The organism is Streptomyces sp. NPDC093109 (assembly GCF_040701725.1).
Lineage (GTDB): Bacteria > Actinomycetota > Actinomycetes > Streptomycetales > Streptomycetaceae > Streptomyces.
The window spans coordinates 116,388-137,473 of the sequence record NZ_JBFBEZ010000016.1 but is presented as its reverse complement, the minus strand read 5'-3'; the positions used below and the strand labels follow the sequence as shown (position 1 = coordinate 137,473).

Genomic DNA, 21,086 nt, shown 5'->3' with positions numbered 1-21,086 from the left:
GGGTCACTCGCCGGGTTTGAAGGTGACCGGCAGCCGGGCGGGTGTACTGCCGGTCGGTGCGACCCGCAGTGTCTTGAGAGCGAACTCCATGACCTTCTTGTAGATGGGTCCGCAGGTCTGGCCGCCGAAGTAACTGCCCTTGGTGGGGTTCTGGATGGCGCAGTAGACGGTGACCTGCGGGTCGTCGGCGGGCGCGAAGCCCGCGAAGGAGGCGGTGTATCCCTTGTAGATGCCGAGCTTGGGGTCGACCCGGTTGGCCGTACCGGTCTTGCCGGCGACGCGGTAGCCGGGGATGCGGGCCCTGGTGCCGGTCCCCTCCTCGTCGTCCACGACGGACTCCAGCATGGAGGCGACGGTCTTGGCCGTCCCCTCGCTGACGACACGGGTCTTCTTGGGCGCGGCGGCGGGGGTGAAGCGGCCGTCGGGGTCGTGGGTGCCGCGGATGAGGGTGGGCTCGATCCGTACCCCGCCGTTGGCGATGGTGGAGTAGACGGAGGCGGCCTGCATGGCGTTGAGGGAGAGGCCCTGGCCGAAGGGGATCGTGTACTGCTGCGAGGTGGACCAGTCCTGCGGCTTGGCCAGCAGGCCCTGGGTCTCCCCCGGGTAGTCGAGGCCGGTGGGCCGGCCGATGCCGAACCTGGTCAGATACGAGTGGAGGACCTTGTTGGCCTCGGGCTGGGTCTTGCCGAGCTGTCCGGTGGCCAGGATGGTGCCGATGTTGCTGGACTTGGCGAGGACGCCGTTGAGCGTCAGGTACCAGGTGGGGTGGTCGATGTCGTCGTGGAAGAGCCGGTCGCCGCGGTGCAGGGTGTTGGGGACGACGACATGGGTGCCGGGGTCGGCGGCCTTCTCCTCCAGGACTGCGGCGATGGACATGACCTTGCTGGTGGAGCCCGGTTCGTAGGCGTCCTGGAGCGCGGCGTTGCCCAGGGTGGCGGCGTTGGCCCGGGAGAGGTCGTTGGGGTCGAAGCCGGGGGCGTTGGCCATGGCGAGCACCTCGCCGGTCCTCGTGTTCTGCACTATCACGTACCCGCGGTCGGCCTTGGACTCCTTGACCTGGTCGGTGATGGCCTTCTGGGCCGCCCACTGGATGTCGCGGTCGATGGTCAGCTCGATGCCCGAGCCGGGGACGGCGGGCTTCTCGTGGGAGGTGGCGGTGGGCACGCGCCGGCCGCCGGACTGGACGTAGGTGGCCTTGCCGTCCTCGCCCGCGAGCTCCTTGTCGAGCATGGACTCGATGCCGCCGCCGCCGTGGCCCGCGGCGTTGACGTAACCCAGTATCCCGGCGGCGAGGTCGCCGTTGGGGTACACCCGCTTGCTGCTGGGCTCCTGGAAGACGCCCGAGAGCACGCTGACGCCGGATCCGCCGCCGGACTTCTCCTTGGCGGCCTGCTCGGCGAGCACGCGCTTGAGGTCCTTGATCTGGTTCCAGACCTGCGGGGTCTGCCGCCGGGCCAGCACCGCGTACCGGGACTTGAGCTTGAGCTGCTTGACGACCTCGGCGCTCTCCACCCCGAGGATCGGCGCGAGCAGCTCGGCGGCCTGTTCGGGGGCGTCGGGGATCTTGCTGAAGCGGGGGGCGAACATCGACGGGTCGGCCGTGATGTCGTACGCGTCGACGCTGGTGGCGAGGGCGACCCCGGAGCGGTCGGTGATCTCGCCGCGCTCGGCCGCGATCGTATGGCTGAGGTAGCGGCTCTTCTCGGCCCTGGCGGCGTACGCGCTGGCGTCGACGGCCTGCACCTGGAGCAGCCGGACGACGAACACCAGCAGGACGAGGGTCAGTCCGAGGCCGACCAGCCGCAGCCGGGGCCGGGGGCTGCCCAGCTGGATGCGGTGCGGGGCGGCGGGTCCGGTACGCGGCCGGCCGGGCGCCGGGCGGGCGCCGGGGCGTGGCCGGCCGGCGTTCGCGGGGCGGGCGGGGCCGGGTACCCGGCGGCGCGGTGGTTCCTCGGGGGGCACTGTGTCACCTGCCGGAGGTGGTCGGGGCCGGTGGTTCGGACGCGCCGGCCGAGGGCGAGGGGACGGGAACGGACGGGGAGGACGGAGAGACGGAGGGGGAAGGCGAGGGTGAGGGCGCCGGGTCGGGCGCGGGCACCGGCGGCGATTCCTCCATGGTGGAGGGCTGCCCGGCGGCCCCCGTACCCGTGGCCGCCGTACCCGTGGCCGCCGGATCGGCCGGCTCCGGTACGCCCTTGACCGTGCCGTCGGCGTTCAGGAAGGCGGGGCTGCCGCCTGGCACCATGCCCAGCTCCCGGGCGCGCCGCTCCAGGGCGTACGGCGCGGAGTACTCGTCCACGTCACGCTGGAGTGCCTGTTCTTCGTCGGTGAGGTCGGTGGTGCGCTTCTTGAGGGCGCTCAGCTGGAACGAGCCCTCGTTGAGCGCGGAGTTCAGCAGCAGCAGCGTGATCAGACCGCTGCCGAGGAGCAGGACGACCAGCAGGACGAAGGGGGTGCGGGCCGCCGAGCTGTTCCCGGCCGGCATCAGCCGGGAGAGCCGTGCGGCCCGTCCCCTCAGCTGCTTGGCCGGCCCCTTCACCGCACGTCCTCCCGGATCCGCTGCGCCCCCCGGAGCCGGGCCGGAGCCGCGCGCCGGTTCTCGGCGATCTCCTCCTCGGTGGGCAGTTCGGCGCCGCGGGTGAGGAGTTTCAGCCGGGGCTGGTAGCGCTCGGGGACCACGGGCAGGCCGGGCGGCGCGGTGTTGGCGGCGCCGGCCGCGAAGACCTGCTTGACCATCCGGTCCTCCAGCGACTGGTACGAGAGGACGGCGATCCGGCCCCCGACGGCGAGGCGCTCCACGGCGGCCGGGATGGTCCGCTCCAGCACGGTCAGTTCGCCGTTGACCTCGATGCGCAGGGCCTGGAAGGTGCGCTTGGCGGGGTTGCCGCCGGTGCGCTTGGCGGCCTGCGGAAGCGCGTCACGGATCAGCTCGACGAGCCGGGCGCTGCGGGTGAAGGGCTCGCGCTCGCGCTCCCTGACGACCGCGGACACGATCCGCTTGGCCTGCTTCTCCTCGCCGTACGCGCGCAGGATCCGTACGAGTTCGCCGGGCGGGTAGGTGTTGAGCACCTCGGCGGCGCTGACGCCCGTCGTCTGGTCCATCCGCATGTCGAGCGGCGCGTCCTGGGCGTACGCGAAGCCGCGGTCGGCCTCGTCGAGCTGCATGGAGGAGACGCCGAGGTCGAACAGGATGCCCTGGACGCGGGGGATGCCGAGACGGTCGAGGACATCGGGCAGTTCGTCGTAGACGGCGTGCACCAGGGTGGCGCGGTCGCCGTACGGGGCGAGCCGCTCGCCGGAGAGGCGCAGCGCCTCGCGGTCGCGGTCGAGCGCCACCAGCCGTGCGGCGGGGAAGGCGGTGAGCAGTGCCTCGCTGTGTCCGCCGAGGCCGAGGGTGCAGTCGACGACGACGGCCCCGGGTTCGGTGAGCGCGGGGGCCAGCAGGTCGAGGCACCGCCGGAGCAGCACGGGGACGTGCCGGGCCTGGTTGCCGAGTGTCTCCGTGGCCGGCTCGCCGCTCTCGCTCATACGCCCTCTCAGGTCCGGCGCGGCCGTACGTACTGCCGGGTCCCCGCCCGCTCAAGAAGGGGAGGTGGTCCGCCGGCGCCGGGAAGGGCGTCGGCCGACCGCCGAGCGGGAGGGGGCCGAGCCGCACGTTTCGCCGCGCACGCGGGGAAATTCGGGATGTGATTCGGGGGGTGTCCGTGGACTTCGCGCCACTTTAGTCCACTGGTCCTTCGGGTCAATCAACCGGCCAGCGCGCCGCGCGGGTCGCTCGCCACAAGCCCACAAAAGCCTTAATTCACCCATTCGGCCGCCCCCGGCTCGGCCTTGTGGGTTAGCTCACACAACGCCCCGATGAGGTTCTTTGTCCCCTCCCGCAGAGGGCTTCACCTGCTGGTGCCGACTAACGTCTTGGGTATGTCGACTTCCGCGCATCTCCCCGCAGGGGCCGCCGGGGCCTCCGCCGGTGCGGCCCGCACCGGCGGGACGGTCACCGACCGGCTCGTGGACGCCAATCATCAGTACGCGGCCGGGTTCGAGGACCCGGGAATGGACGCCCGCCCGGTTCTCCAGGTCGCCGTGGTGGCCTGTATGGACGCCCGTCTCGACCTGCACGACGCGCTCGGGCTCGCCCTGGGCGACTGCCACACCATCCGCAACGCGGGCGGTGTGGTCACCGACGACGTCATCCGCTCCCTCACCATCAGCCAGCGGGCGCTCGGCACCCGCAGCGTCGCGCTGATCCACCACACCAACTGCGGCCTGGAGAGTCTGACGGAGGACTTCCGGCACGAGCTGGAGATGGAGGTCGGCCAGCGGCCCGCCTGGGCCGTGGAGGCGTTCCGCGACGTCGACCAGGACGTGCGGCAGTCCATGCAGCGAATACGCACCTCACCCTTCCTCCCGCACCGGGACGACATCCGCGGCTTCGTCTTCGACGTGAAGACGGGACTGCTGCGGGAGATCGACCCGTCAGTCTGAGACCCGTCAGTCTGAGACCGGTCGGTCTGAGCACCGGCGGGTCGCCGCACGTACTCCGGGAGGTGCCCGCCATGACACCTCCCGGAGGGTTTCCGGACCAGAGAAACAGCAAAGCCGACAATTCCCACCGACTTATCCACAGGCGGATGACACGAGACGGTAACGGCAACAAGAATGCGTGTGGTGGCGGCGTCCCGGATCCTTCCGCGGACGGTGCCAGTGTTTCGGGGAGGGCCGGGCCGTCTGATGACCATCGGCCCGAGGAAAGGGCCGAGGAGGGCCGGGTGACGACCTATGACGATCGAGCGAGCCTCACGGATCTGACCACCACAGCGGAGCGTGTCCGCGCGTCGGTGGAGGGTGTGATCGAGGGCAAGCCAGAGGTCGTACGGCTTTCGCTGACCGTGCTGCTCGCCGAGGGACATCTTCTGATCGAGGATGTTCCCGGCGTGGGCAAGACCATGCTGGCCAAAGCGCTCGCACGCTCCATCGACTGTTCGGTGCGGCGTATCCAGTTCACCCCCGACCTGCTGCCGTCGGACATCACCGGCGTGTCGATCTACGACCAGCAGCAGCGGGAGTTCGAGTTCAAACCGGGCGCGATCTTCGCGCAGATCGTGATCGGCGACGAGATCAACCGCGCCTCGCCCAAGACCCAGTCGGCGCTGCTGGAGTCCATGGAGGAGCGCCAGGTCTCCATCGACGGGCACACCTATGAACTGCCCGACCCGTTCATGGTGGTCGCCACCCAGAACCCGGTGGAGATGGAGGGCACCTACCCGCTGCCGGAGGCGCAGCGCGACCGCTTCATGGCCCGGGTGTCGATGGGATATCCCAGCGCCGAGGCCGAGTTGCAGATGCTCGACGTGCACGGTGGCGTCTCCCCGCTGGACGATCTCCAGCCGGTGGCCCACGCGCACGACATCGTGAAGCTGATCGACGCGGTGCGCACGGTCCATGTCGCCGAGTCCGTCCGGCGGTACGCGGTGGAGCTGGTCTCGGCGACCCGTACCCACCCGGACCTCAGACTCGGTGCCTCCCCGCGCGCCACGCTCCATCTGGTGCGGGCCGCGAAGGCGGCGGCGGCGCTGGCCGGCCGGGAGTACGCGCTGCCGGACGACGTGCAGTCGCTGGCGGTCGCCGTGCTCGCGCACCGGCTGCTGCCCACGGCGCAGGCCCAGCTGAACCGGCGTACCGCCGAGCAGGTCGTACAGGACATCCTCCAGCGGACCGCGGTTCCCACGGCCGACGGCGGCCGTGCCCCGGGCCGCGCGACCGCGCCAGGCGGCGCGCTCTTCGGCCAGCAGTCCGGCGCTCGGCGGCTGTGATGGCCTCCGGGGTGCCGGCCGGCGCGGACGGCGGGGACGGCCGGGACGCCGGGGAGCACGGCGGGCTGCGGGCCGCGCTGTCCGGACTGACCACGCGCGGCCGGTCGTTCCTCGCCGCCGGGGTCGCCGCGGCCGTCTGCGCCTATGTGCTGGGCCAGTCGGATCTCCTGCGGGTGGGGCTGCTGCTCGCGGTCCTGCCGCTGATCTGTGTGGCCGTCCTGTACCGCACCCGCTACCGGGTCGCGGGCAGCCGGCGGCTGACGCCCTCGCGGGTGCCGGCGGGCGCCGAGGCGCGGGTCCATCTGCGGATGGACAACGTGACCCGGCTGCCCACCGGGCTGCTGATGCTCCAGGACCATGTGCCGTACGTCCTCGGGCCGCGCCCCCGGTTCGTGCTGGACCGGGTGGAGCCGGGCGGGCGCCGCGAGGTGTCCTACCGGGTCCGGTCGGATTTGCGCGGGCGCTATCCGCTGGGGCCGCTCCAGCTGCGGCTGAGCGACCCGTTCGGGATGTGCGAGCTGACCCGCTCGTTCAGCGCGTACGACACCCTGACCGTCATCCCGCGCACCGAACCGCTGCCGCCGGTGCAGCTCGCCGGCGACTCCTCGGGGTTCGGCGACGGGCGCCAGCGCTCGCTGGCGCTGGCCGGCGAGGACGATGTGATCCCGCGCGGCTACCGGCACGGCGACGACCTGCGCCGGGTCCACTGGCGCTCCACCGCGCGGTACGGCGAGCTGATGGTGCGCCGCGAGGAGCAGCCGCAGCGCGCGGGGTGCACGGTGCTGCTGGACACCCGGCGCGCCGGGTACCAGGGCTCCGGCCCTGACTCGGCCTTCGAATGGGCGGTGTCCGGCGCGGCCTCCGCCCTGGTGCACATGCTGGAACGCGGCTTCGCGGTACGGCTGCTGACGGACACCGGCGGCACGGTCCCCGGCGAGGGCGCCGACGGCTTCGCCGGCGCGACGCAGGAGACCGCCGAGGCGGCCGGGCTGATGCTGGACACCCTCGCCGTCGTCGACCACTCCGACGACACGGACCTCTCCCGCGCGTACGACGTGCTGCGCGGCAGCTCCGGCGGGCTGCTGGTGGCCTTCTTCGGTGATCTCGACGCCGAACAGACCGCGGTGGCCGCCCGGATGCGGCAGCGCAGCGGCGCCGCCGTCGCCTTCGTGCTCGACAGCGGCGGCTGGACGGTGGGCGGCGGGCCCGCGGGCCGGGCCGAGGAACGGCTGCGGCAGCTGCGCGAGGCGGGCTGGACGGCGCTGGCCGTGGCCTCGGGCGCGGAGCTGCCCGAGCTGTGGCGGCAGGCCGCGCGGCAGCACTCGGAATCGGCCGTCACGGGCGGCTCCACAGGCTTCTCCGGAGGATGGTCATGAGCGGTCGCGGAAGGCTGGCGCTGTGCGCGCTCGCCGCCACGCTGATGTCGGCGGGCGCCCTGCTGCCGCTGGTGGAGCCGGCGCTCTGGCTCCTGCAGGCCGGGCTGATGGTCGCGGTCATGAGCGCGGTGGGCGCGCTGGCCAGACGGGTGCCGCTGGCGCGCGCGCTGACGGTCGTGCTCCAGACGGTCGCCGCGCTGATGATGCTCACGGTGGCGTTCACCAAGGACGAGGCGCTGTTCGGCTTCGTACCGACCCCGGAGGTCTTCACCGCGTTCGCCGATCTGTTCTCCTCGGGCGCCGACGACGTCGGCCGGTACGCGATACCGGCCCCGGCAACGGACGGCATCCGGCTGATGCTGATCGGCGGGGTGCTGCTCATCGGGCTCGCGGTGGACGCGATCGCGGTGACCTTCCGCAGCGCCGCCGCGGCCGGACTGCCGCTGCTCGCGCTGTACTCGGTGGCCGCGGGGCTCTCGGGCGGGGCGGGCGGCTGGATGTGGTTCCTGCTCGCGGCCGTCGGCTATCTGCTGCTTCTGCTGGCCGAGGGCCGGGACCGGCTGTCCCAGTGGGGCCGGGTGTTCAGCGGAGCGCCCGCCGCCGCCCGCTTCCCGGCCGGGCCGAACGCGTCCGGCCGCGCCCCGGTGCGCACCGGCCGCCGGATCGGTGTGGTGGCGCTGGGCGTCGCCCTGGCGGTCCCGGCCGTCCTGCCCGCGCTGGACGGCGGGCTGCTCGCCGACGCGGGCCGCGGCACCGGCGCGGGGTCGGGCGGTGGCGGGACCATCTCCGCGGTGAACCCGCTGGTCTCGCTCCAGGACAATCTGAACCAGCCCGAGGACCGCGAGGCACTGCGCTACAAGACGAACGCGAAGAACACCCAGGACATGTATCTGCGGATCATGGCCCTGGACCGGTTCGACGGCACGTCCTGGCGCTTCTCGCAGCGCGCCGTCGAGGACGTGCCCGACCGGCTGCCCGGCGCGCCCGGTCTGCGCTCCGACATCGGCACCACCGAGGTGACGACCAATGTCTCGGCCGCGGGCTGGTACCGGCAGAACTATCTGCCGATGCCCTACCCGGCGACCAAGGTGAAGATCTCGGGCCGCTGGCGCTTCGAGCCCACGGGCCGCACGCTGGTCGGCGACCGCGGCCAGTCCACGCGCGGCGCCCGGTACGAGGTCGACAGTCTGCTGGTGAATCCCACCAGCGAGCAGCTCGCCTCGGCGCCCGAGGCGAGCGCCGCGCTGCGCCGCGAGTACACCCAGGTGCCGGCCATCCTGCCGGACGAGGTGAAGCAGACCGCGCTCGACGTCACCAAGGGCGCCAAGAACGACTACGAGAAGGCCGTCAAACTCCAGGACTGGTTCGCGCTGGACGGCGGGTTCACGTACAACACCGAGGTCGACTCGGGCACCGGGGTCACGGCGATCACCCGCTTCCTTCAGAACAAGGAAGGCTTCTGCGTCCACTTCTCGTTCGCGATGGCCGCGATGGCCCGCACGCTGGGCATTCCGGCGCGGGTCGCGGTGGGCTTCACCCCGGGCACTCCGCAGTCGGACGGCAGCATGTCGGTCGGGCTGCGCGACGCGCACGCCTGGCCCGAGCTGTACTTCGAGGGCGTCGGCTGGACCCGCTTCGAGCCGACCCCGAGCCGGGGCAGCACACCGGACTACACCCGTCCGGAGACCCCGGCCGACGGACCGACCGATCCGAGCAGCCCCGACGCGAGCACCTCGGCCGAGCCGACGGTGGCGCCGACCGCCTCGGAGAGCGGCTGCCCTGCCGAGGCACGCCGGCTGAACGAGTGCGACGCGGCGGCGGCCGACACGATCACCCCGCCGACCGACACGGGCACCCCGGTGGGCACGGTGGTCTCCGTCGTCCTGGGCTCCCTGGCCGTCCTGCTGCTGCTTCTGCTGCCGCTGCTGTGGCGGACCAGGGTCCGGGCCCGGCGGCTCGGCTCCGGTGGGCGCACCCCGCAGGACGCCTCGGCGCGGACACTGGCCGCGTGGCGGGAGATCACCGACACGGCGTGGGACCACGGCATCCCGCCGGACGATTCGCGGACTCCGCGGAAGGCCGCCGCCCGGATCGTACGGCTCGGTGGTCTGGAGGGGCCGCCGGCCGAGGCCGTGCACCGGGTGGCCGGTTCGGTCGAGCGGGTGCTGTACGCGCCGGATCCCCTGCCGGGGACGGGCCTGGCCGAGGACGCCCGGCTGGCCGGGGCGGGGCTGAGCGCCTCGGCGGGCCGCTGGACCCGGCTGCGCGCACTGCTCGCGCCGCGCTCATCCGTTCGGGTGGTCTGGGCCGTCTCGGAGCGCTGGACGGCGCTGGCCGACCGCTGGGAAGCAGGGCGTGCGGCCCTGGCCACCCGCTGGTCGGTCGCCACGGCCCGGCTGCGGCCCTCCCGGCAGCGGGGCTGACCGGGCAGAGCGGGCCGGTGGTCATGACTGAGGGGCGAACGCTCAATGCGTTCGCCCCTCGGTCATAGGTCCTGCTGTGGTGACCTCGCTCGCTTACTGACCCTGTTCGTCGCGGCGGCGCTGCCACCGCTGCTCGATCCGGTTCATCATCGAGCGACGCTGTCTGGATTGTCGCCGGTCGGCCGTGGCGCCGCCCGAAGCGCCGCCCGCCGCCTGTTGTTCACCTGGTTTGGGCGCTTTGCGCCAGCCAGTGACCGCCAGGACCGCACAGCCCAGCATGACGAGGAACCCCACCACACTGATCCAGATCTGCTGGGCGACCATTCCGGCCATGAGGAGCGCGATACCCACCAGGAAGCCTGCGACTGCCTGGTAGACCCGTCGCCGGGTGTACGTACGCAGCCCGCTTCCCTCAAGCGCTGTCGCGAACTTGGGATCTTCGGCGTACAGCGCTCGCTCCATTTGCTCGAGCATTCGCTGCTCGTGCTCCGAGAGCGGCACGGAGTCCTCCTAGTCGTCGGTCGCGGGGGGCGACCGGTATGCGGCTCCTTCAAGGATAGGCAGGGAATCGCCCCCGTGAAACCCGCCCTCAACGCCAATTCGCCATTCCGGGCCGCCATGTCGGCTCGCTTGTTGAGGCGTTGATTCCCCAACCATCGACCCGTCATGCCGGATGGTGTACCCCGATCATACGGCGCCCGACGCCCCGCCGGGGGGCCTGTGGCGCACTCCATGCGCGGCTGCGTCGCTGATCAGCAACGCGATCGGTCCTCCCGGCCCCCGCCGGTGCCCTCCGGACGCGCTCCGGGGGGCCTCGCGGACGGTCTCGGGCCCCGGCCGCGTCCCGGTTCCGCCTCTCAGTTCCGCTTCTCGCCCAGGACGTGGAGCTGGCCGGCCACGGACTGGAAGGCGGGCAGCTCGGCCGCCGCCGCCTCCAGTTTCAGCAGCGCGTCCAGGGCGCCGGGCTGGGTGTCGACCAGACCGCCGGGGACCAGGTCGGCGAAGACCCGTACGCCGTGTACGGCGCGGACGGCCAGGCCTGCCTCGCCGACCAGCTCCGTGAGCTGCTCGGCGGTGAAGCGCCGGGGCACGGGGTCGCCCTCGCCCCAGCGTCCCGCCGGGTCGGTCAGCGCCTGCCTGGCCTCGTTGAAGTGCCCGGCGAGCGCGCGGGCCAGCACGGCGCCGCCCAGGCCCGCGGCGAGCAGGCTGAGCGTCCCGGCGGGACGCAGCGCCGCCACCGCGTTCCGGATGCCGTCGGCCGGGTCGTCCACGTACTCCAGCACGCCGTGGCAGAGCACGGCGTCGAAGCCGCCGCGCTCGACCACGTCGAAGAGGCCGTGGATGTCGCCCTGCACCCCGCGGACGCGCTCGGCCACCCCGGCCTCCGCCGCCCGGCGCTCCAGCGCGAAGAGCGCGTTCGGGCTGGGGTCGACCACCGTCACCCGGTGCCCCAGCCGGGCGACGGGCACCGCGAAGTTGCCGGTGCCCCCTCCGGTGTCGAGCACATCGAGGACATCCGTCCCCGCCGCCTTGGCCCGCTGGTCGAGTGCGTCCTTGAGGACCTCCCAGACCACGGCGGTACGGAGGGAACCACGGGGGCGGGATGGCGTCTCCCCGCCGAAGACAGCGGAAGGCTCCGACACGGCAGTTGACTCCTAGGGCGGCGCCGCCCCGGACGGCGGGGCGTGGAACAGTGCGGATTCGCCCCCACCCTATTGCCTGCGGCCTCTCCTCCCGGTCACCCGGGCGGCCGGGGCCGGGGCGCGGCCGGTACGAGCAGCCGCTCCACCAGACGCAGGAACATCGCCGCGTCCCGCAGCAGGTCGTCCGCGTCCCGGCTGCTGGCCGCGTCCCGTATTCCGGCCTCGGCACGGGCCCTGCGGGTGGCGCCCGCCGCGAACAGGCCGCTCCACTCGGTCAGCTCGGGCGCGATCTCGGGGAGCACCTCCCAGGCGCTCCTGATCCGGCGCCGGCGCTGGGGCGTGGCCTCCGGGCGTCCCCGGACCGCGAGCACCGCGGCGGCGGTGCGCAGCGCGGCAAGATGGGCGGTGGCGTAGCGCTCGTTCGGAGAGTCCAGCGCGGCGGCCTCGTCCAGGCCAGAACGCGCCTGCGCCAGCAGGTCCCGGGCGGCGGGCGGGGCCGAGGTCAGGCGGGCGACGGGGTGGATGTCGGCGGGCGGTCCGGTCGGTGAGGGCGAGGGGGCGGGACCGTCCGTACGGCGCCGGTGCGCGGCATCCGTGGAAGAGCGGGCCATGACGAGCCTCCTGTCGTCGTGTGACGGCGCTGTGGCCGTATGTGCCCATCCTGAGGGGCACCACTGACAATCGGCTCCGACCTGCGGTTTTCCCCGTTCGGTGGCCTGCCCGCCACCCGCCGCCCACCACGCGCGGAAGCGCCGGTCCGGTGCGGCTCCGTCCCCCCGAAGCCGCGCCGGACCGGCGCCTTCCCCCCGTTCCCCCGTTCGTTCCCCCGTGTCCCCCGTGTCCCACGTTCCCCCGTGGTCCCCCTGTCCCCTCGCGTCGGGGGTGCCGCGCCGTTCCGCCGCCCCGTGTCGGCGGTGCGGCGCCGCGCCCCCTCCGCGGACTCCACTCTCTCGTCTCCGCGGATGACGGCCCATCCGCTCCGCTACTCATCCGGGGTCTGGGTACACGTACTCAGCCCGCCCGTTTAGAGTCCCTGGCATGGCACGGATTGTGGTGATCGGCGCCGGCATGGGCGCCATGGCGGCGGCTGCCCGGCTGGCGGTGGCGGGGCACCGGGTGGCGGTGTACGAGCGCGCGGCGACCTACGGCGGGGCGGTGGGGCGCTTCGAACGCGACGGTTTCGTCTTCGACACCGGCCCCGGGCTGCTGCGGCTGCCCGCCGTCCAGCGCGATCTCTTCGTCAAGACCGGCAAGGAGTCGCTGGAGCAGAGCGTGCGGCTCGACCAGGTGGACCCGGCGAGCCGGCATGTCTTCGCCGACGGTACGGACGTACGGCTGCCGAACAGCTCCCGCGCGGGCGTCGTCGCCGCCCTGGACGCGGCGCTCGGCGCGGGCGCGGGCGTCCGCTGGGGCGAGTTCCTCGGCCGGGGACGCGATGCCTGGGACCGGTCCCGCAGGCCGCTGCTCGAAGAGCCGCTGTGGCCCGACTGGCAGGTGCTCGGCCGCGATCCGTACCCGGCGCTCCGGCAGCGCCGGCTGCTGCGCGGCGCCCGGCAGGCCACCACGCTCGCGGAGATCGGCGCCTGGGAGCTGGCCGATCCCCGGCTGGCCGCCCTGCTGGACGGCTGCGCCCTGTCGTACGGCCTCGACCCGCGTACCGCCCCCGCGAGCGCCGCGCTGCTCCCGTATCTGGAGCAGACCTTCGGCAGCTGGTATGTGCGCGGCGGGATGCGGGAGTTGGCGCGCGCGGTGTACGAACGGTGCCTGGCGCGGCGCGTGGAGTTCCACTTCGGCGCCGAGGTGGTCCGGATCGTGGAGAAGGACGGCGCCGCCGCCGGGATCGAGCTGGCGGACGGCACGGTCGTGCCCGCCGACCGGGTCGTGGCGGGCGTCGCGCCCGGCGGGCTGGTCTCGGCGGAGCTGGACGCGGAGGGCGACGTCCTGCCGCGGGCGGCGGACGGGAGCGCGGTGCCCGGCCGGTTCACGGTGCTGCTGGCGCTGCGCGGCGCCCGCGACGCGGACGCGGCGCACCGTACGGTGCTGCACTCCCCCGACGGCGGCGCCGAGGCCGCCGACCTCTTCGCCGGGCGGACGGCCGCGCGGCCCACGGTCACGGTGGTGCGCCCCGACGATCCGGCGACCCGCCCCGACGACGGCCACGAGGCGGTCACGCTCACCGCGACGGTCGCGCCGCACGGCCCGCAGGGCCGGTCGGTCGACTGGTCGGCCGGCGAGCTGCGCGAGCGGTACGCCGATGTGCTGGTGGCGGCGGCCGGCGCTGTCGTGCCCGGGCTGGCGGAACGGCTGCTCTGGCGCGAGATCCGTACCCCCGCCGACACGGCGGCCGAGACCGGCGCGCCCGGCGGTGCGGTGCCGCCGCCCGCACTGGCCGGCGCGGGCGGCCGGCTGCTGTATCCGGCGAACGCCACCCGGCTGGCCGGGCTGTACCGGGCGGGCGGCTGGGCGCATCCCGGCGGCGGGCTCGCCCATGCCGGGATGTCGGGCGCGCTGGTGGCCGGGCTGATCGTGGAGGGGGCCGGCTTCCGCGGCTCACAGTGAGCAGTGAGCAGTGAGCAGTGAGCCGACGGTCCGTCAGTAGCGGTACTGCTGGTCGTTGTAGTGCGGCTGGGAGCCCGAGCCCTGGTCGTACCCCTGCTGGTACGGCGGCTCCCCCGGCATCGGCGGGAACGGCTCCTCCCCGTCGCGCTCGCGCTGCTGCGGCATCCAGACGCCGCCGGGGGGTGTGTCGCCGGCGTACTGCTGGCCGCCGTAGGGGTCGGCGTACTGCTGCTGGTCGCCGCCGAAGCCGTCGTACGAGCCGTACGCCCCGGCGCCGCCGGCCGGGGCGGCGGGGGACGGGCCTACGTACGGGTCGGAGTACGCCGCGTACTGCTGCCCGCTCGCCCCGATATCGCCGCCGGTCCCGGTCCCCGTCCCGTTGCCCGTCCCATAGTCGTACTGCTGCGCGTAGACGTCCTGGCCCTGGTAGCCGTAGCCGCTGTTGTACGCGTCCGAGGGCGGGGACGCGTCCTGCGCGCGGACCGCGAAGACGTCCTGGTCGGCCTGGTCCGGCTGCTGTCCCGGCTGGTCGGGCAGGCCGGTCCGGTAGGCGTCGAAGTCGGCCGCCCAGTCGTTCACCCGCTGCCCGTCCGCGTCCTGGCCGTTCGCGTCCTGCGCCGACCGGGACCCGTCGCCGTACCCGCCGTACTGCGCGGTCTCGTCGGGCAGCGGCTCCGTCTCGTACACGAACGCGGGATCGGCCGCCGGTGCGACCGGCGCCGCGTACTCCAAGTCCGAGACTTCGAGGGCCGGTTCACGGTCGGCGGCCTTGCGGCGGCGGCTGACGCTCGGCCTGCCGCTGATCGCCCAGCCGGTGGCGAAGCCGCTGCGGAAGGAGAGCGTCACATACGTCTGACCGACCGCGAAGCCGGTCGCGCCGAGCCCGATGACGAAGACGTTCGGAATCAGGACGCCGAGCACCACCACCATGAACCCGGCGAAGGCGAGCAACCGCCAGCGCAGCCGCGCCTTGTACTGAAGCAGTACCTCGCCCAGCAGCCACAGGGCCACGATGCCGAATGCGATGTAGAGGACCGTCCAGCCCATGCCCGCCCCTCTCCTGCGGCCGCCGCCCCGGAGCGGGGGCGGGTACGGCCGGTCACGACTGCACGTGCAGTCCGAGATTCTCGTAGATTTCGAGCGTCGCAGTGGAGTTGTTGAGCGTGATGAAGTGCAAGCCGGGGACACCCTCGGAGAGCAGCTCGGCGCAGAACTCCGTTGCGAACTCGATGCCAATGGAGCGTACAGCGGCCGGATCCTCCCTGACCGCGAGGATCCGCTCCTTCAGCCGGGCCGGGAAGACAGCGGTGGAGAGCTGCGGCAGCCGTTCCAGCATTTTGACGCTCGTGACGGGCATGATCTCGGGAATGATCGGTGTCGCGCAACCGGCGGCGGCGACGCGGTCGCGAAGCCTCAGATAACCCTCGGGGTCGAAGAACATCTGGGTGATGGCGTAGTCGGCGCCGGCCCGGCACTTGTCGACGAAGTGCCGGATGTCCGTGTCCCAGTCCGGCGAGCGCGGATGCATCTCCGGGAAGGCGGCCACACCGACGCAGAAGTCGCCGGACTCCTTGATGAGCCTGACCAGTTCGGCGGCGTAGCGCACACCCTGCGGGTGCTTGGTCCACTCACCCATGGGGTCGCCGGGCGGATCGCCGCGCACGGCCAGGATGTTGCGGATCCCGGCGTCGGCATACTGGCCGACCATGTTGCGCAGCTCGGCGACGGACTGGCCGACCGCCGTCAGATGGGCGACCGGGGTGAGGGTGGTGTCGGCGGCGATGCGCTCGGTGGCCCTGACCGTGCCCTCGCGGGTGGAGCCGCCCGCGCCGTAGGTCACCGAGACAAAGCTCGGGGCCACGGCTTCGACCCGGCGCAGCGCGTTCCAGAGATTGCGCTCCCCCTTCTCGGTTTTGGGAGCCCAGAACTCGAACGAGAAGGACGTTTGTCCGGATGCGAGCAGGTCACGCACGGTAGGTGCGTGATCGGATCTGGTCGAAGCGGTGCCGTGGGCCATACGGGCAGGTTAGCGAGGGGCGCGGCTCAACCCAACCGGTCAGGGAACATTCGCCGGTATTGCCGGTTAACTGGCCGGCTTCGCCGTCCACATTCCGATACGAGGGCGTCACTCCGCGCGTTCGCGCACCCGCTTCGCCAGGGCGGCGGTCGCCGCGCCCGGGTCGTCCGCCTCGGTGATCGCCCGTACGACGACGATCCGGCGGGCGCCCGCGTCGAGCACCTCGTCGAGGTTGCCCGCGTCGATCCCGCCGATCGCGAACCACGGGCGCGCGGGGGCCAGCGCCGCCGCGTACCGGACGAGCCCGAGCCCGGGCGCGTGGCGGCCCGGCTTGGTCGGGGTGGGCCAGCAGGGGCCCGTACAGAAGTAGTCCACGCCGGGCTCGGCGACGGCGGCGTCCACCTCGGCCTCGGCGTGGGTGGAGCGGCCGACCAGCGTCCGCGGGCGCAGGATCGCGCGGGCCGCCGGCACGGGCAGGTCGCCCTGGCCCAGGTGCAGTACGTCGGAGCCGATGGCGTGCGCGACATCGGCCCGGTCGTTCACGGCGAGCAGCCGGCCGTGGCGGCGGCAGGCGTCGGCGAAGACCCGGAGGTGGTCCAGCTCCTCGGCGGCCTCCAGGCCCTTCTGGCGCAGCTGCACGATGTCCACCCCGGCCGCGAGGACGGCGTCGAGGAACGCGGGCAGGTCCCCCTGGCGCGTACGGGCGTCCGTGCAGAGGTAGAGCCGGGCATCGGCCAGCGTCGACGGATCGGCCGTGGGCATGGGAAGTCCCCCCGTTCGGTTCGGCTCGGTGCGCGACGGCGTCATCCCCTACGGGGGACAGCGCCGCCGCGCACCACGAAAACGCTAGACGGCGAGCGCCTGGGCCCGGCGCTTCACCTCCGTGCCGCGGTTCTCACTGAGCGCCTGCGCGGGGGTGCCGGGCAGGCTGGGGTCGGGAGTGAAGAGCCACTCGATCATCTCTTCGTCGGTGAAGCCGTCGTCCCTCAGGAGCGTCAGGGTGCCGGTGAGGCCCTTGACCACCTTGTTGCCGTCGATGAAGGCGGCGGGCACCTGAAGCGCCCGGTTCTCCCCCCGGCGCACGGCGATCAGCTGGCCTTCCTTCACCAGCTGCCGCACGCGCGTCACCTCGATATCGAACATTTCGGCGATATCGGGCAGGTGGAGCCACGCGGGGACGAGAGCATCGATCTTTGCGTCAATCTCGGTCACGGGACAAGCGTGCCATCCCGGACTGACAGTCGGTAGCCAAGGCCCCCTGAACGAGCGCGCACCACGGGGTCACCGCCGTCACACCACCGCTCCGCGCAGCGGTACGGACGGATCCGCCACCCGAGCGGGATCCACGCGCGCGCCCGCGTCGATCAGCTTGCGGCCCTGCGCGAGGTCCCGGGGCCTGCCGACGGCCAGCAGCGCCACCAGCACCCCGTCCCGCAGCCACACCGCCGACCAGGCCGCGCCCGCCGGGTCACCGCGCCGTACCAGCGCGTCGGCCGCCGCGTGATGGCCCGCGTACTGCACGAACCGGCCGAACTGCTCGGACCAGAAGTACGGCACCGGGTCGTAGACCCGCTCGGTCTCGCCCAGCACCTGCGCGGCGACCGTACGCGGCCCCTGGAGCGCGTTGTCCCAGTGGTGCACCAGCAGCCGCTCGCCGTAGCGCGCGGACGGGAAGGAGGCGCAGTCCCCGACCGCGTACACGTCCGGCAGCGAGGCGCGCAGCCGCTCGTCGGCCGTGACGGAACCGTCCGGGCCGAGCGCGATGCCCGAGCCGGCCAGCCAGGCCGTCGCGGGCCGCGCGCCGACGCCCACGACCACCGCCTCGGCGGGCAGCGACCGGCCGTCCGCCAGCACCACCGCGCCCGGCTCGACGGCGGCCACGCGCGCGTGGGTGAGCAGTTCGGCGCCGCTCTCCCCGTACCAGCCGGCCATCGGTCCTGTGACCTCGGCGGGCAGCGCGCCCGCCAGAGGCCTGTCCGCCGCCTCCACGACCGTCACCGCGCAGCCGGCCTCGCGGGCCGCCGTGGTGAACTCCGCGCCGATCCAGCCCGCGCCCACCACCACGATCGCCTGCCGCCGCGCGAGCACCGGCCGCAGCCGCTCGGCGTCGTCCAGCGTCCGCAGCGCGTGGACACCGGGCATCCCCTCGGTGCCGGGCAGCAGGACCGGCTCCGCGCCGGTGGCGACGACCAGCACGTCGTACGGGACCGGTCCCGCCGCCGTGTCCAGCTCCCGGTCCCCCGCACGCAGCCCCGTCACGTCCAGCCCGAGCCGCAACTCGACGTCGAGCGCCGCGAAATCGAGGTCGAACGCCGAGCTGTCCGCCTTGCCGAGCAGCAGCGCCTTGGAGAGCGGCGGCCGGTCGTACGGCGGATGCGGTTCGGCCCCGATCAGCGTGACCGCGCCGCCGTACCCCTGCTCCCGCAGCGCGACGGCCGTCTGCACGCCCGCCATTCCCGCGCCCACGACGACAACCCGCCGAGCCGGCTCAGACATCCGAGCCCTCCAGGAGGGCGCCCGCGGGCAGCTCCTCCACCACGCTCGTGCCGCTGCCCTCCCGCGACTCCCACTCCCAGGTCTCGTCCAGCCTGACCCGCCCGTCGGGCAGCTCGCCGACGGTCGAGAGGCAGTGCCCCGACGACGTCCCGCCGTCCCGCTTCAGCTGTACGTAACGGAAGTCCAGCCGGTCGCCCTCGCGTGTCCCCACGAGATGGCCGCACACCACGTCGCCGCCCGCGTAATCGGCCCAGATCCGGCCGTTCTCCTCGTGGTACCGGAAGCGTGTACGGGTCCCGACCTGGCCCGGAGCCTGGTCGGCGACCGGGGAGAGGACGAGTCCGTCGAGCGAGCGTGCCACCGTGAATGCTCCCTTACCGCCCGCCGCGCGGGACGTTAGTCTGGCCGTCGACACTACCTCGCGGGAGTCCGGACGCACCGGGCTGAGAGGGAGGCTGACGCGGCCTCCGACCGTACGAACCTGATCCGGGTCATGCCGGCGAAGGGAGGGGCTGGACGCCCATGCAGTCGTTTCCCCAAGGTGCTACCCGTTCCGATGTCCTCGTCATCGGGGGCGGGATCATCGGCCTCGTCACCGCCTGGCGGGCCGCGCAGCGCGGGCTGCGCACCGCCGTCGCCGACCCGGACCCGGGCGGCGGGGCCGCGCGCGTCGCGGCCGGCATGCTCGCCGCCGTCACCGAACTCCACCACGGCGAGCAGACCCTGCTCGGCCTCAACCTCGCCTCCGCCGAGCGCTATCCCGCCTTCGTCGCCGAACTGGAGGACGCGAGCGGCCAGGACACCGGCTACCGCGCCTGCGGCACCCTCGCGGTCGCCCTCGACACCGACGACCGCGCCGAACTCCGCGAACTCCACGCCCTCCAGCTCCGCTCCGGGCTCACCGCCGAGTGGCTCACCGGGCGCGAGTGCCGCCGCCTCGAACCGATGCTCGCGCCCGGCGTCCGCGGCGGCCTGCGGGTCGACGGCGACCACCAGATCGACCCCCGCCGGCTCGCCACCGCCCTGCTGACGGCCTGCGAGCGCGCCGGGGTGGTGTTCCACCGCGCCCGCGCCGAACGCCTCTCCGTCGCCCGGGAGCGGGCCACCGGCGCCGTCCTGGCCGACGGCCGCGCGCTCGCCGCCGGCCAGGTCGTCCTGGCGGCCGGCAGCCTCAGCGGCCGGCTCCCGGGCGTCCCGGACAACGCCCGCCCGCCGGTGCGGCCCGTCAAGGGCCAGGTCCTGCGGCTGACCGTGCCACGCCCGTACGCGCCGTTCCTGTCCCGGACCGTGCGGGCCGTCGTACGCGGCAGCCACGTCTATCTCGTACCGCGCGAGAACGGCGAACTGGTCGTCGGCGCGACCAGCGAGGAGCTCGGCTGGGACACGACCGTCACGGCGGGCGGCGTCTACGGACTCCTGCGCGACGCCCACGAACTCGTCCCCGGCCTCACCGAACTCCCCCTCACCGAAACCCGCGCGGGCCTGCGCCCCGGCACCCCCGACAACGCGCCCCTCCTCGGCCCCACCGCCCTGCCCGGCCTGCACCTGGCCACCGGGCACTACCGCAACGGCGTCCTGCTCACGCCCGTCACCGGCGACGCGATGGGCGAGCTGCTGGCGACGGGTGCGCTGCCGGCCGTCGCCCGGCCGTTCGCCCCCCTGCGGTTCGCCACGCGCGCGTTCACCGCGCCCGTACGTCAGGAGCAGCTCACGTGAACGTCCCCATGCCCGTCCCCATGACCGTCTCCGTGAACGGCGAGCCCCACGCGTTCGCCGCCGCCACGACCCTCGACGCGGTCGTCGCCACCCTCACCCCGGCCCGCTCGGGCGTCGCCGCCGCCGTCAACGAGACGGTCGTCCCCCGCACCCGCTGGTCCGACACCCCGCTCGCCGACGGCGACCGGGTCGAGATCCTCACCGCCGTCCAAGGAGGCTGACCGCTGTGGCCGACGACCCGTTCACCCTCGCCGACACCACCTTCGGATCCCGGCTGATCATGGGCACCGGCGGCGCGACCGGTCTCGACGTGCTGGAACGTTCCCTCATCGCCTCGGGCACCGAACTCACCACCGTCGCCATGCGCCGCCTGGACCCGGCCGCCGGGGACTCCGTCCTGTCGCTCCTGCGCACCCTGGGCATCCGCGTACTCCCCAACACCGCCGGCTGCTTCACCGCCGGCGAAGCCGTCCTCACCGCCCGGCTGGCCCGCGAGGCCCTCGGCACCAACTGGGTGAAGCTGGAGATCATCGCCGACGAGCGCACGCTGCTGCCCGACCCGATCGAACTCCTCGACGCCGCCGAGACCCTCGTCGACGACGGCTTCACCGTCCTCCCGTACACCAACGACGACCCGGTCCTCGCCCGCAAACTGGAGGACGCCGGCTGCGCCGCGATCATGCCGCTCGGCTCCCCGATCGGCTCCGGCCTCGGCATCCGCAACCCGCACAACTTCGAGCTGATCGCCGCCCACGCGCGCGTGCCGGTCATCCTCGACGCGGGCGCGGGCACCGCGTCGGACGCGGCGCTCGCGATGGAACTCGGCTGCGCGGCGGTCATGCTGGCCTCGGCGGTCACGCGGGCGCGCGAACCGGTCCTGATGGCCTCGGCGATGCGCCACGCGGTCGAGGCGGGCCGCCTCGCCCACCGCGCGGGCCGAATCCCCCGCCGCCACTTCGCGACGGCGTCCTCGCCAACGACCGGCCTCGCGTTTTCGCCTCCCGGCTAGGGGCCGTGGACTGTAGCGGTACGGGTACGTCTTG

20 protein-coding genes and 1 riboswitch are annotated in these 21,086 nt (G+C 73.4%); of the genes, 8 read left to right on the top strand and 12 right to left on the bottom strand.

The genetic code is table 11. From position 1 onward, the window contains the following. Positions 1–3: 3 nt before the first annotated feature. Genes AB0389_RS17815 through rsmH form a run of 3 tightly spaced genes read right to left on the bottom strand, consistent with a single transcriptional unit; the run spans position 4 to position 3,528 of the window. The gene (locus AB0389_RS17815; RefSeq protein ID WP_366396334.1) at positions 4–1,962 is read right to left on the bottom strand and encodes a penicillin-binding protein 2; all 1,959 of its coding nucleotides are present in this window, start codon (positions 1,960–1,962) and stop codon (positions 4–6) included. Between the two features lie 4 nt (positions 1,963–1,966). After that, on the bottom strand, positions 1,967–2,539 hold the full coding sequence (locus AB0389_RS17810; RefSeq protein WP_366396333.1) for a cell division protein FtsL: 573 nt from the start codon (positions 2,537–2,539) through the stop codon (positions 1,967–1,969). After that, positions 2,536–3,528, bottom strand: a complete 993-nt coding sequence (gene rsmH / locus AB0389_RS17805) for a 16S rRNA (cytosine(1402)-N(4))-methyltransferase RsmH (RefSeq protein ID WP_366396332.1) — start codon at positions 3,526–3,528, stop codon at positions 2,536–2,538. The genes AB0389_RS17810 and rsmH overlap by 4 nt, the downstream gene beginning before the upstream one ends. Positions 3,529–3,858: 330 nt before the next feature. On the opposite strand from rsmH, the gene AB0389_RS17800 reads away from it, so the two are divergent. From AB0389_RS17800 to AB0389_RS17785, 4 genes are all read left to right on the top strand, one after another. After that, complete coding sequence (locus AB0389_RS17800) at positions 3,859–4,485, top strand: carbonic anhydrase (RefSeq protein WP_366396331.1); 627 nt, start codon at positions 3,859–3,861, stop codon at positions 4,483–4,485. Between the two features lie 284 nt (positions 4,486–4,769). Next, positions 4,770–5,813 (top strand): MoxR family ATPase, encoded by a 1,044-nt coding sequence (locus AB0389_RS17795; RefSeq protein ID WP_366396330.1) that lies wholly within the window; start codon positions 4,770–4,772, stop codon positions 5,811–5,813. Further along, on the top strand, positions 5,813–7,189 hold the full coding sequence (locus AB0389_RS17790) for a DUF58 domain-containing protein (RefSeq protein ID WP_366396329.1): 1,377 nt from the start codon (positions 5,813–5,815) through the stop codon (positions 7,187–7,189). Before AB0389_RS17795 ends, AB0389_RS17790 begins: the two co-directional genes overlap by 1 nt. Further along, positions 7,186–9,612, top strand: a complete 2,427-nt coding sequence (locus AB0389_RS17785; RefSeq protein ID WP_366396328.1) for a DUF3488 and transglutaminase-like domain-containing protein — start codon at positions 7,186–7,188, stop codon at positions 9,610–9,612. Before AB0389_RS17790 ends, AB0389_RS17785 begins: the two co-directional genes overlap by 4 nt. Before the next feature lie 93 nt (positions 9,613–9,705). Here the strand turns inward: AB0389_RS17785 and AB0389_RS17780 are convergent, their stop codons facing one another. The 3 genes from AB0389_RS17780 to AB0389_RS17770 all read right to left on the bottom strand — a co-directional run bounded on the left by AB0389_RS17780 (position 9,706) and on the right by AB0389_RS17770 (position 11,866). Then, a complete protein-coding gene (locus tag AB0389_RS17780) occupies positions 9,706–10,113 on the bottom strand; it encodes a DUF3040 domain-containing protein (RefSeq protein WP_366396327.1) in 408 nt (135 codons plus the stop codon). Between the two features lie 356 nt (positions 10,114–10,469). Next, the gene (locus tag AB0389_RS17775) at positions 10,470–11,255 is read right to left on the bottom strand and encodes a methyltransferase (RefSeq protein ID WP_366396326.1); all 786 of its coding nucleotides are present in this window, start codon (positions 11,253–11,255) and stop codon (positions 10,470–10,472) included. Between the two features lie 95 nt (positions 11,256–11,350). After that, a complete protein-coding gene (locus tag AB0389_RS17770) occupies positions 11,351–11,866 on the bottom strand; it encodes an SAV_6107 family HEPN domain-containing protein (protein ID WP_366396325.1) in 516 nt (171 codons plus the stop codon). 427 nt (positions 11,867–12,293) lie between these two features. On the opposite strand from AB0389_RS17770, the gene AB0389_RS17765 reads away from it, so the two are divergent. Beyond that, entirely contained in the window at positions 12,294–13,814 is a 1,521-nt protein-coding gene (locus AB0389_RS17765; protein WP_366396324.1) for an NAD(P)/FAD-dependent oxidoreductase, read from the top strand. Positions 13,815–13,847: 33 nt separating this feature from the next. On the opposite strand, the gene AB0389_RS17760 is transcribed toward AB0389_RS17765, so the two are convergent. From AB0389_RS17760 to AB0389_RS17735, 6 genes are all read right to left on the bottom strand, one after another. After that, positions 13,848–14,861, bottom strand: a complete 1,014-nt coding sequence (locus AB0389_RS17760; RefSeq protein WP_366396323.1) for a hypothetical protein — start codon at positions 14,859–14,861, stop codon at positions 13,848–13,850. 52 nt (positions 14,862–14,913) lie between these two features. Continuing rightward, entirely contained in the window at positions 14,914–15,831 is a 918-nt protein-coding gene (metF, locus tag AB0389_RS17755) for a methylenetetrahydrofolate reductase [NAD(P)H] (protein ID WP_366396322.1), read from the bottom strand. A 108-nt stretch (positions 15,832–15,939) separates the two neighbouring features. Continuing rightward, complete coding sequence (gene thiE, locus AB0389_RS17750) at positions 15,940–16,593, bottom strand: thiamine phosphate synthase (RefSeq protein WP_366396321.1); 654 nt, start codon at positions 16,591–16,593, stop codon at positions 15,940–15,942. An 84-nt stretch (positions 16,594–16,677) separates the two neighbouring features. After that, positions 16,678–17,043 carry an Rv2175c family DNA-binding protein gene (locus AB0389_RS17745; protein WP_366396320.1) on the bottom strand — a complete coding sequence of 122 codons (366 nt, stop codon included), beginning with the start codon at positions 17,041–17,043 and terminating at the stop codon, positions 16,678–16,680. 78 nt (positions 17,044–17,121) lie between these two features. Further along, a complete protein-coding gene (locus AB0389_RS17740; RefSeq protein WP_366396319.1) occupies positions 17,122–18,327 on the bottom strand; it encodes an FAD-dependent oxidoreductase in 1,206 nt (401 codons plus the stop codon). Then, complete coding sequence (locus AB0389_RS17735; protein ID WP_366396318.1) at positions 18,320–18,688, bottom strand: hypothetical protein; 369 nt, start codon at positions 18,686–18,688, stop codon at positions 18,320–18,322. Before AB0389_RS17735 ends, AB0389_RS17740 begins: the two co-directional genes overlap by 8 nt. A 50-nt stretch (positions 18,689–18,738) precedes the next feature. Next, positions 18,739–18,852, top strand: a riboswitch (TPP riboswitch). Between AB0389_RS17735 and thiO the strand changes: the two genes are divergently transcribed. The 3 genes from thiO (at position 18,850) to AB0389_RS17720 (ending at position 21,052) form a co-directional block, all read left to right on the top strand. Continuing rightward, a complete protein-coding gene (gene thiO, locus AB0389_RS17730; RefSeq protein ID WP_366396317.1) occupies positions 18,850–20,043 on the top strand; it encodes a glycine oxidase ThiO in 1,194 nt (397 codons plus the stop codon). It overlaps the preceding riboswitch by 3 nt. 20 nt (positions 20,044–20,063) lie before the next feature. Then, positions 20,064–20,264 (top strand): sulfur carrier protein ThiS, encoded by a 201-nt coding sequence (thiS, locus tag AB0389_RS17725; protein WP_366396375.1) that lies wholly within the window; start codon positions 20,064–20,066, stop codon positions 20,262–20,264. 5 nt (positions 20,265–20,269) lie between these two features. After that, the gene (locus AB0389_RS17720) at positions 20,270–21,052 is read left to right on the top strand and encodes a thiazole synthase (protein WP_366396316.1); all 783 of its coding nucleotides are present in this window, start codon (positions 20,270–20,272) and stop codon (positions 21,050–21,052) included. Positions 21,053–21,086 lie beyond the last annotated feature (34 nt).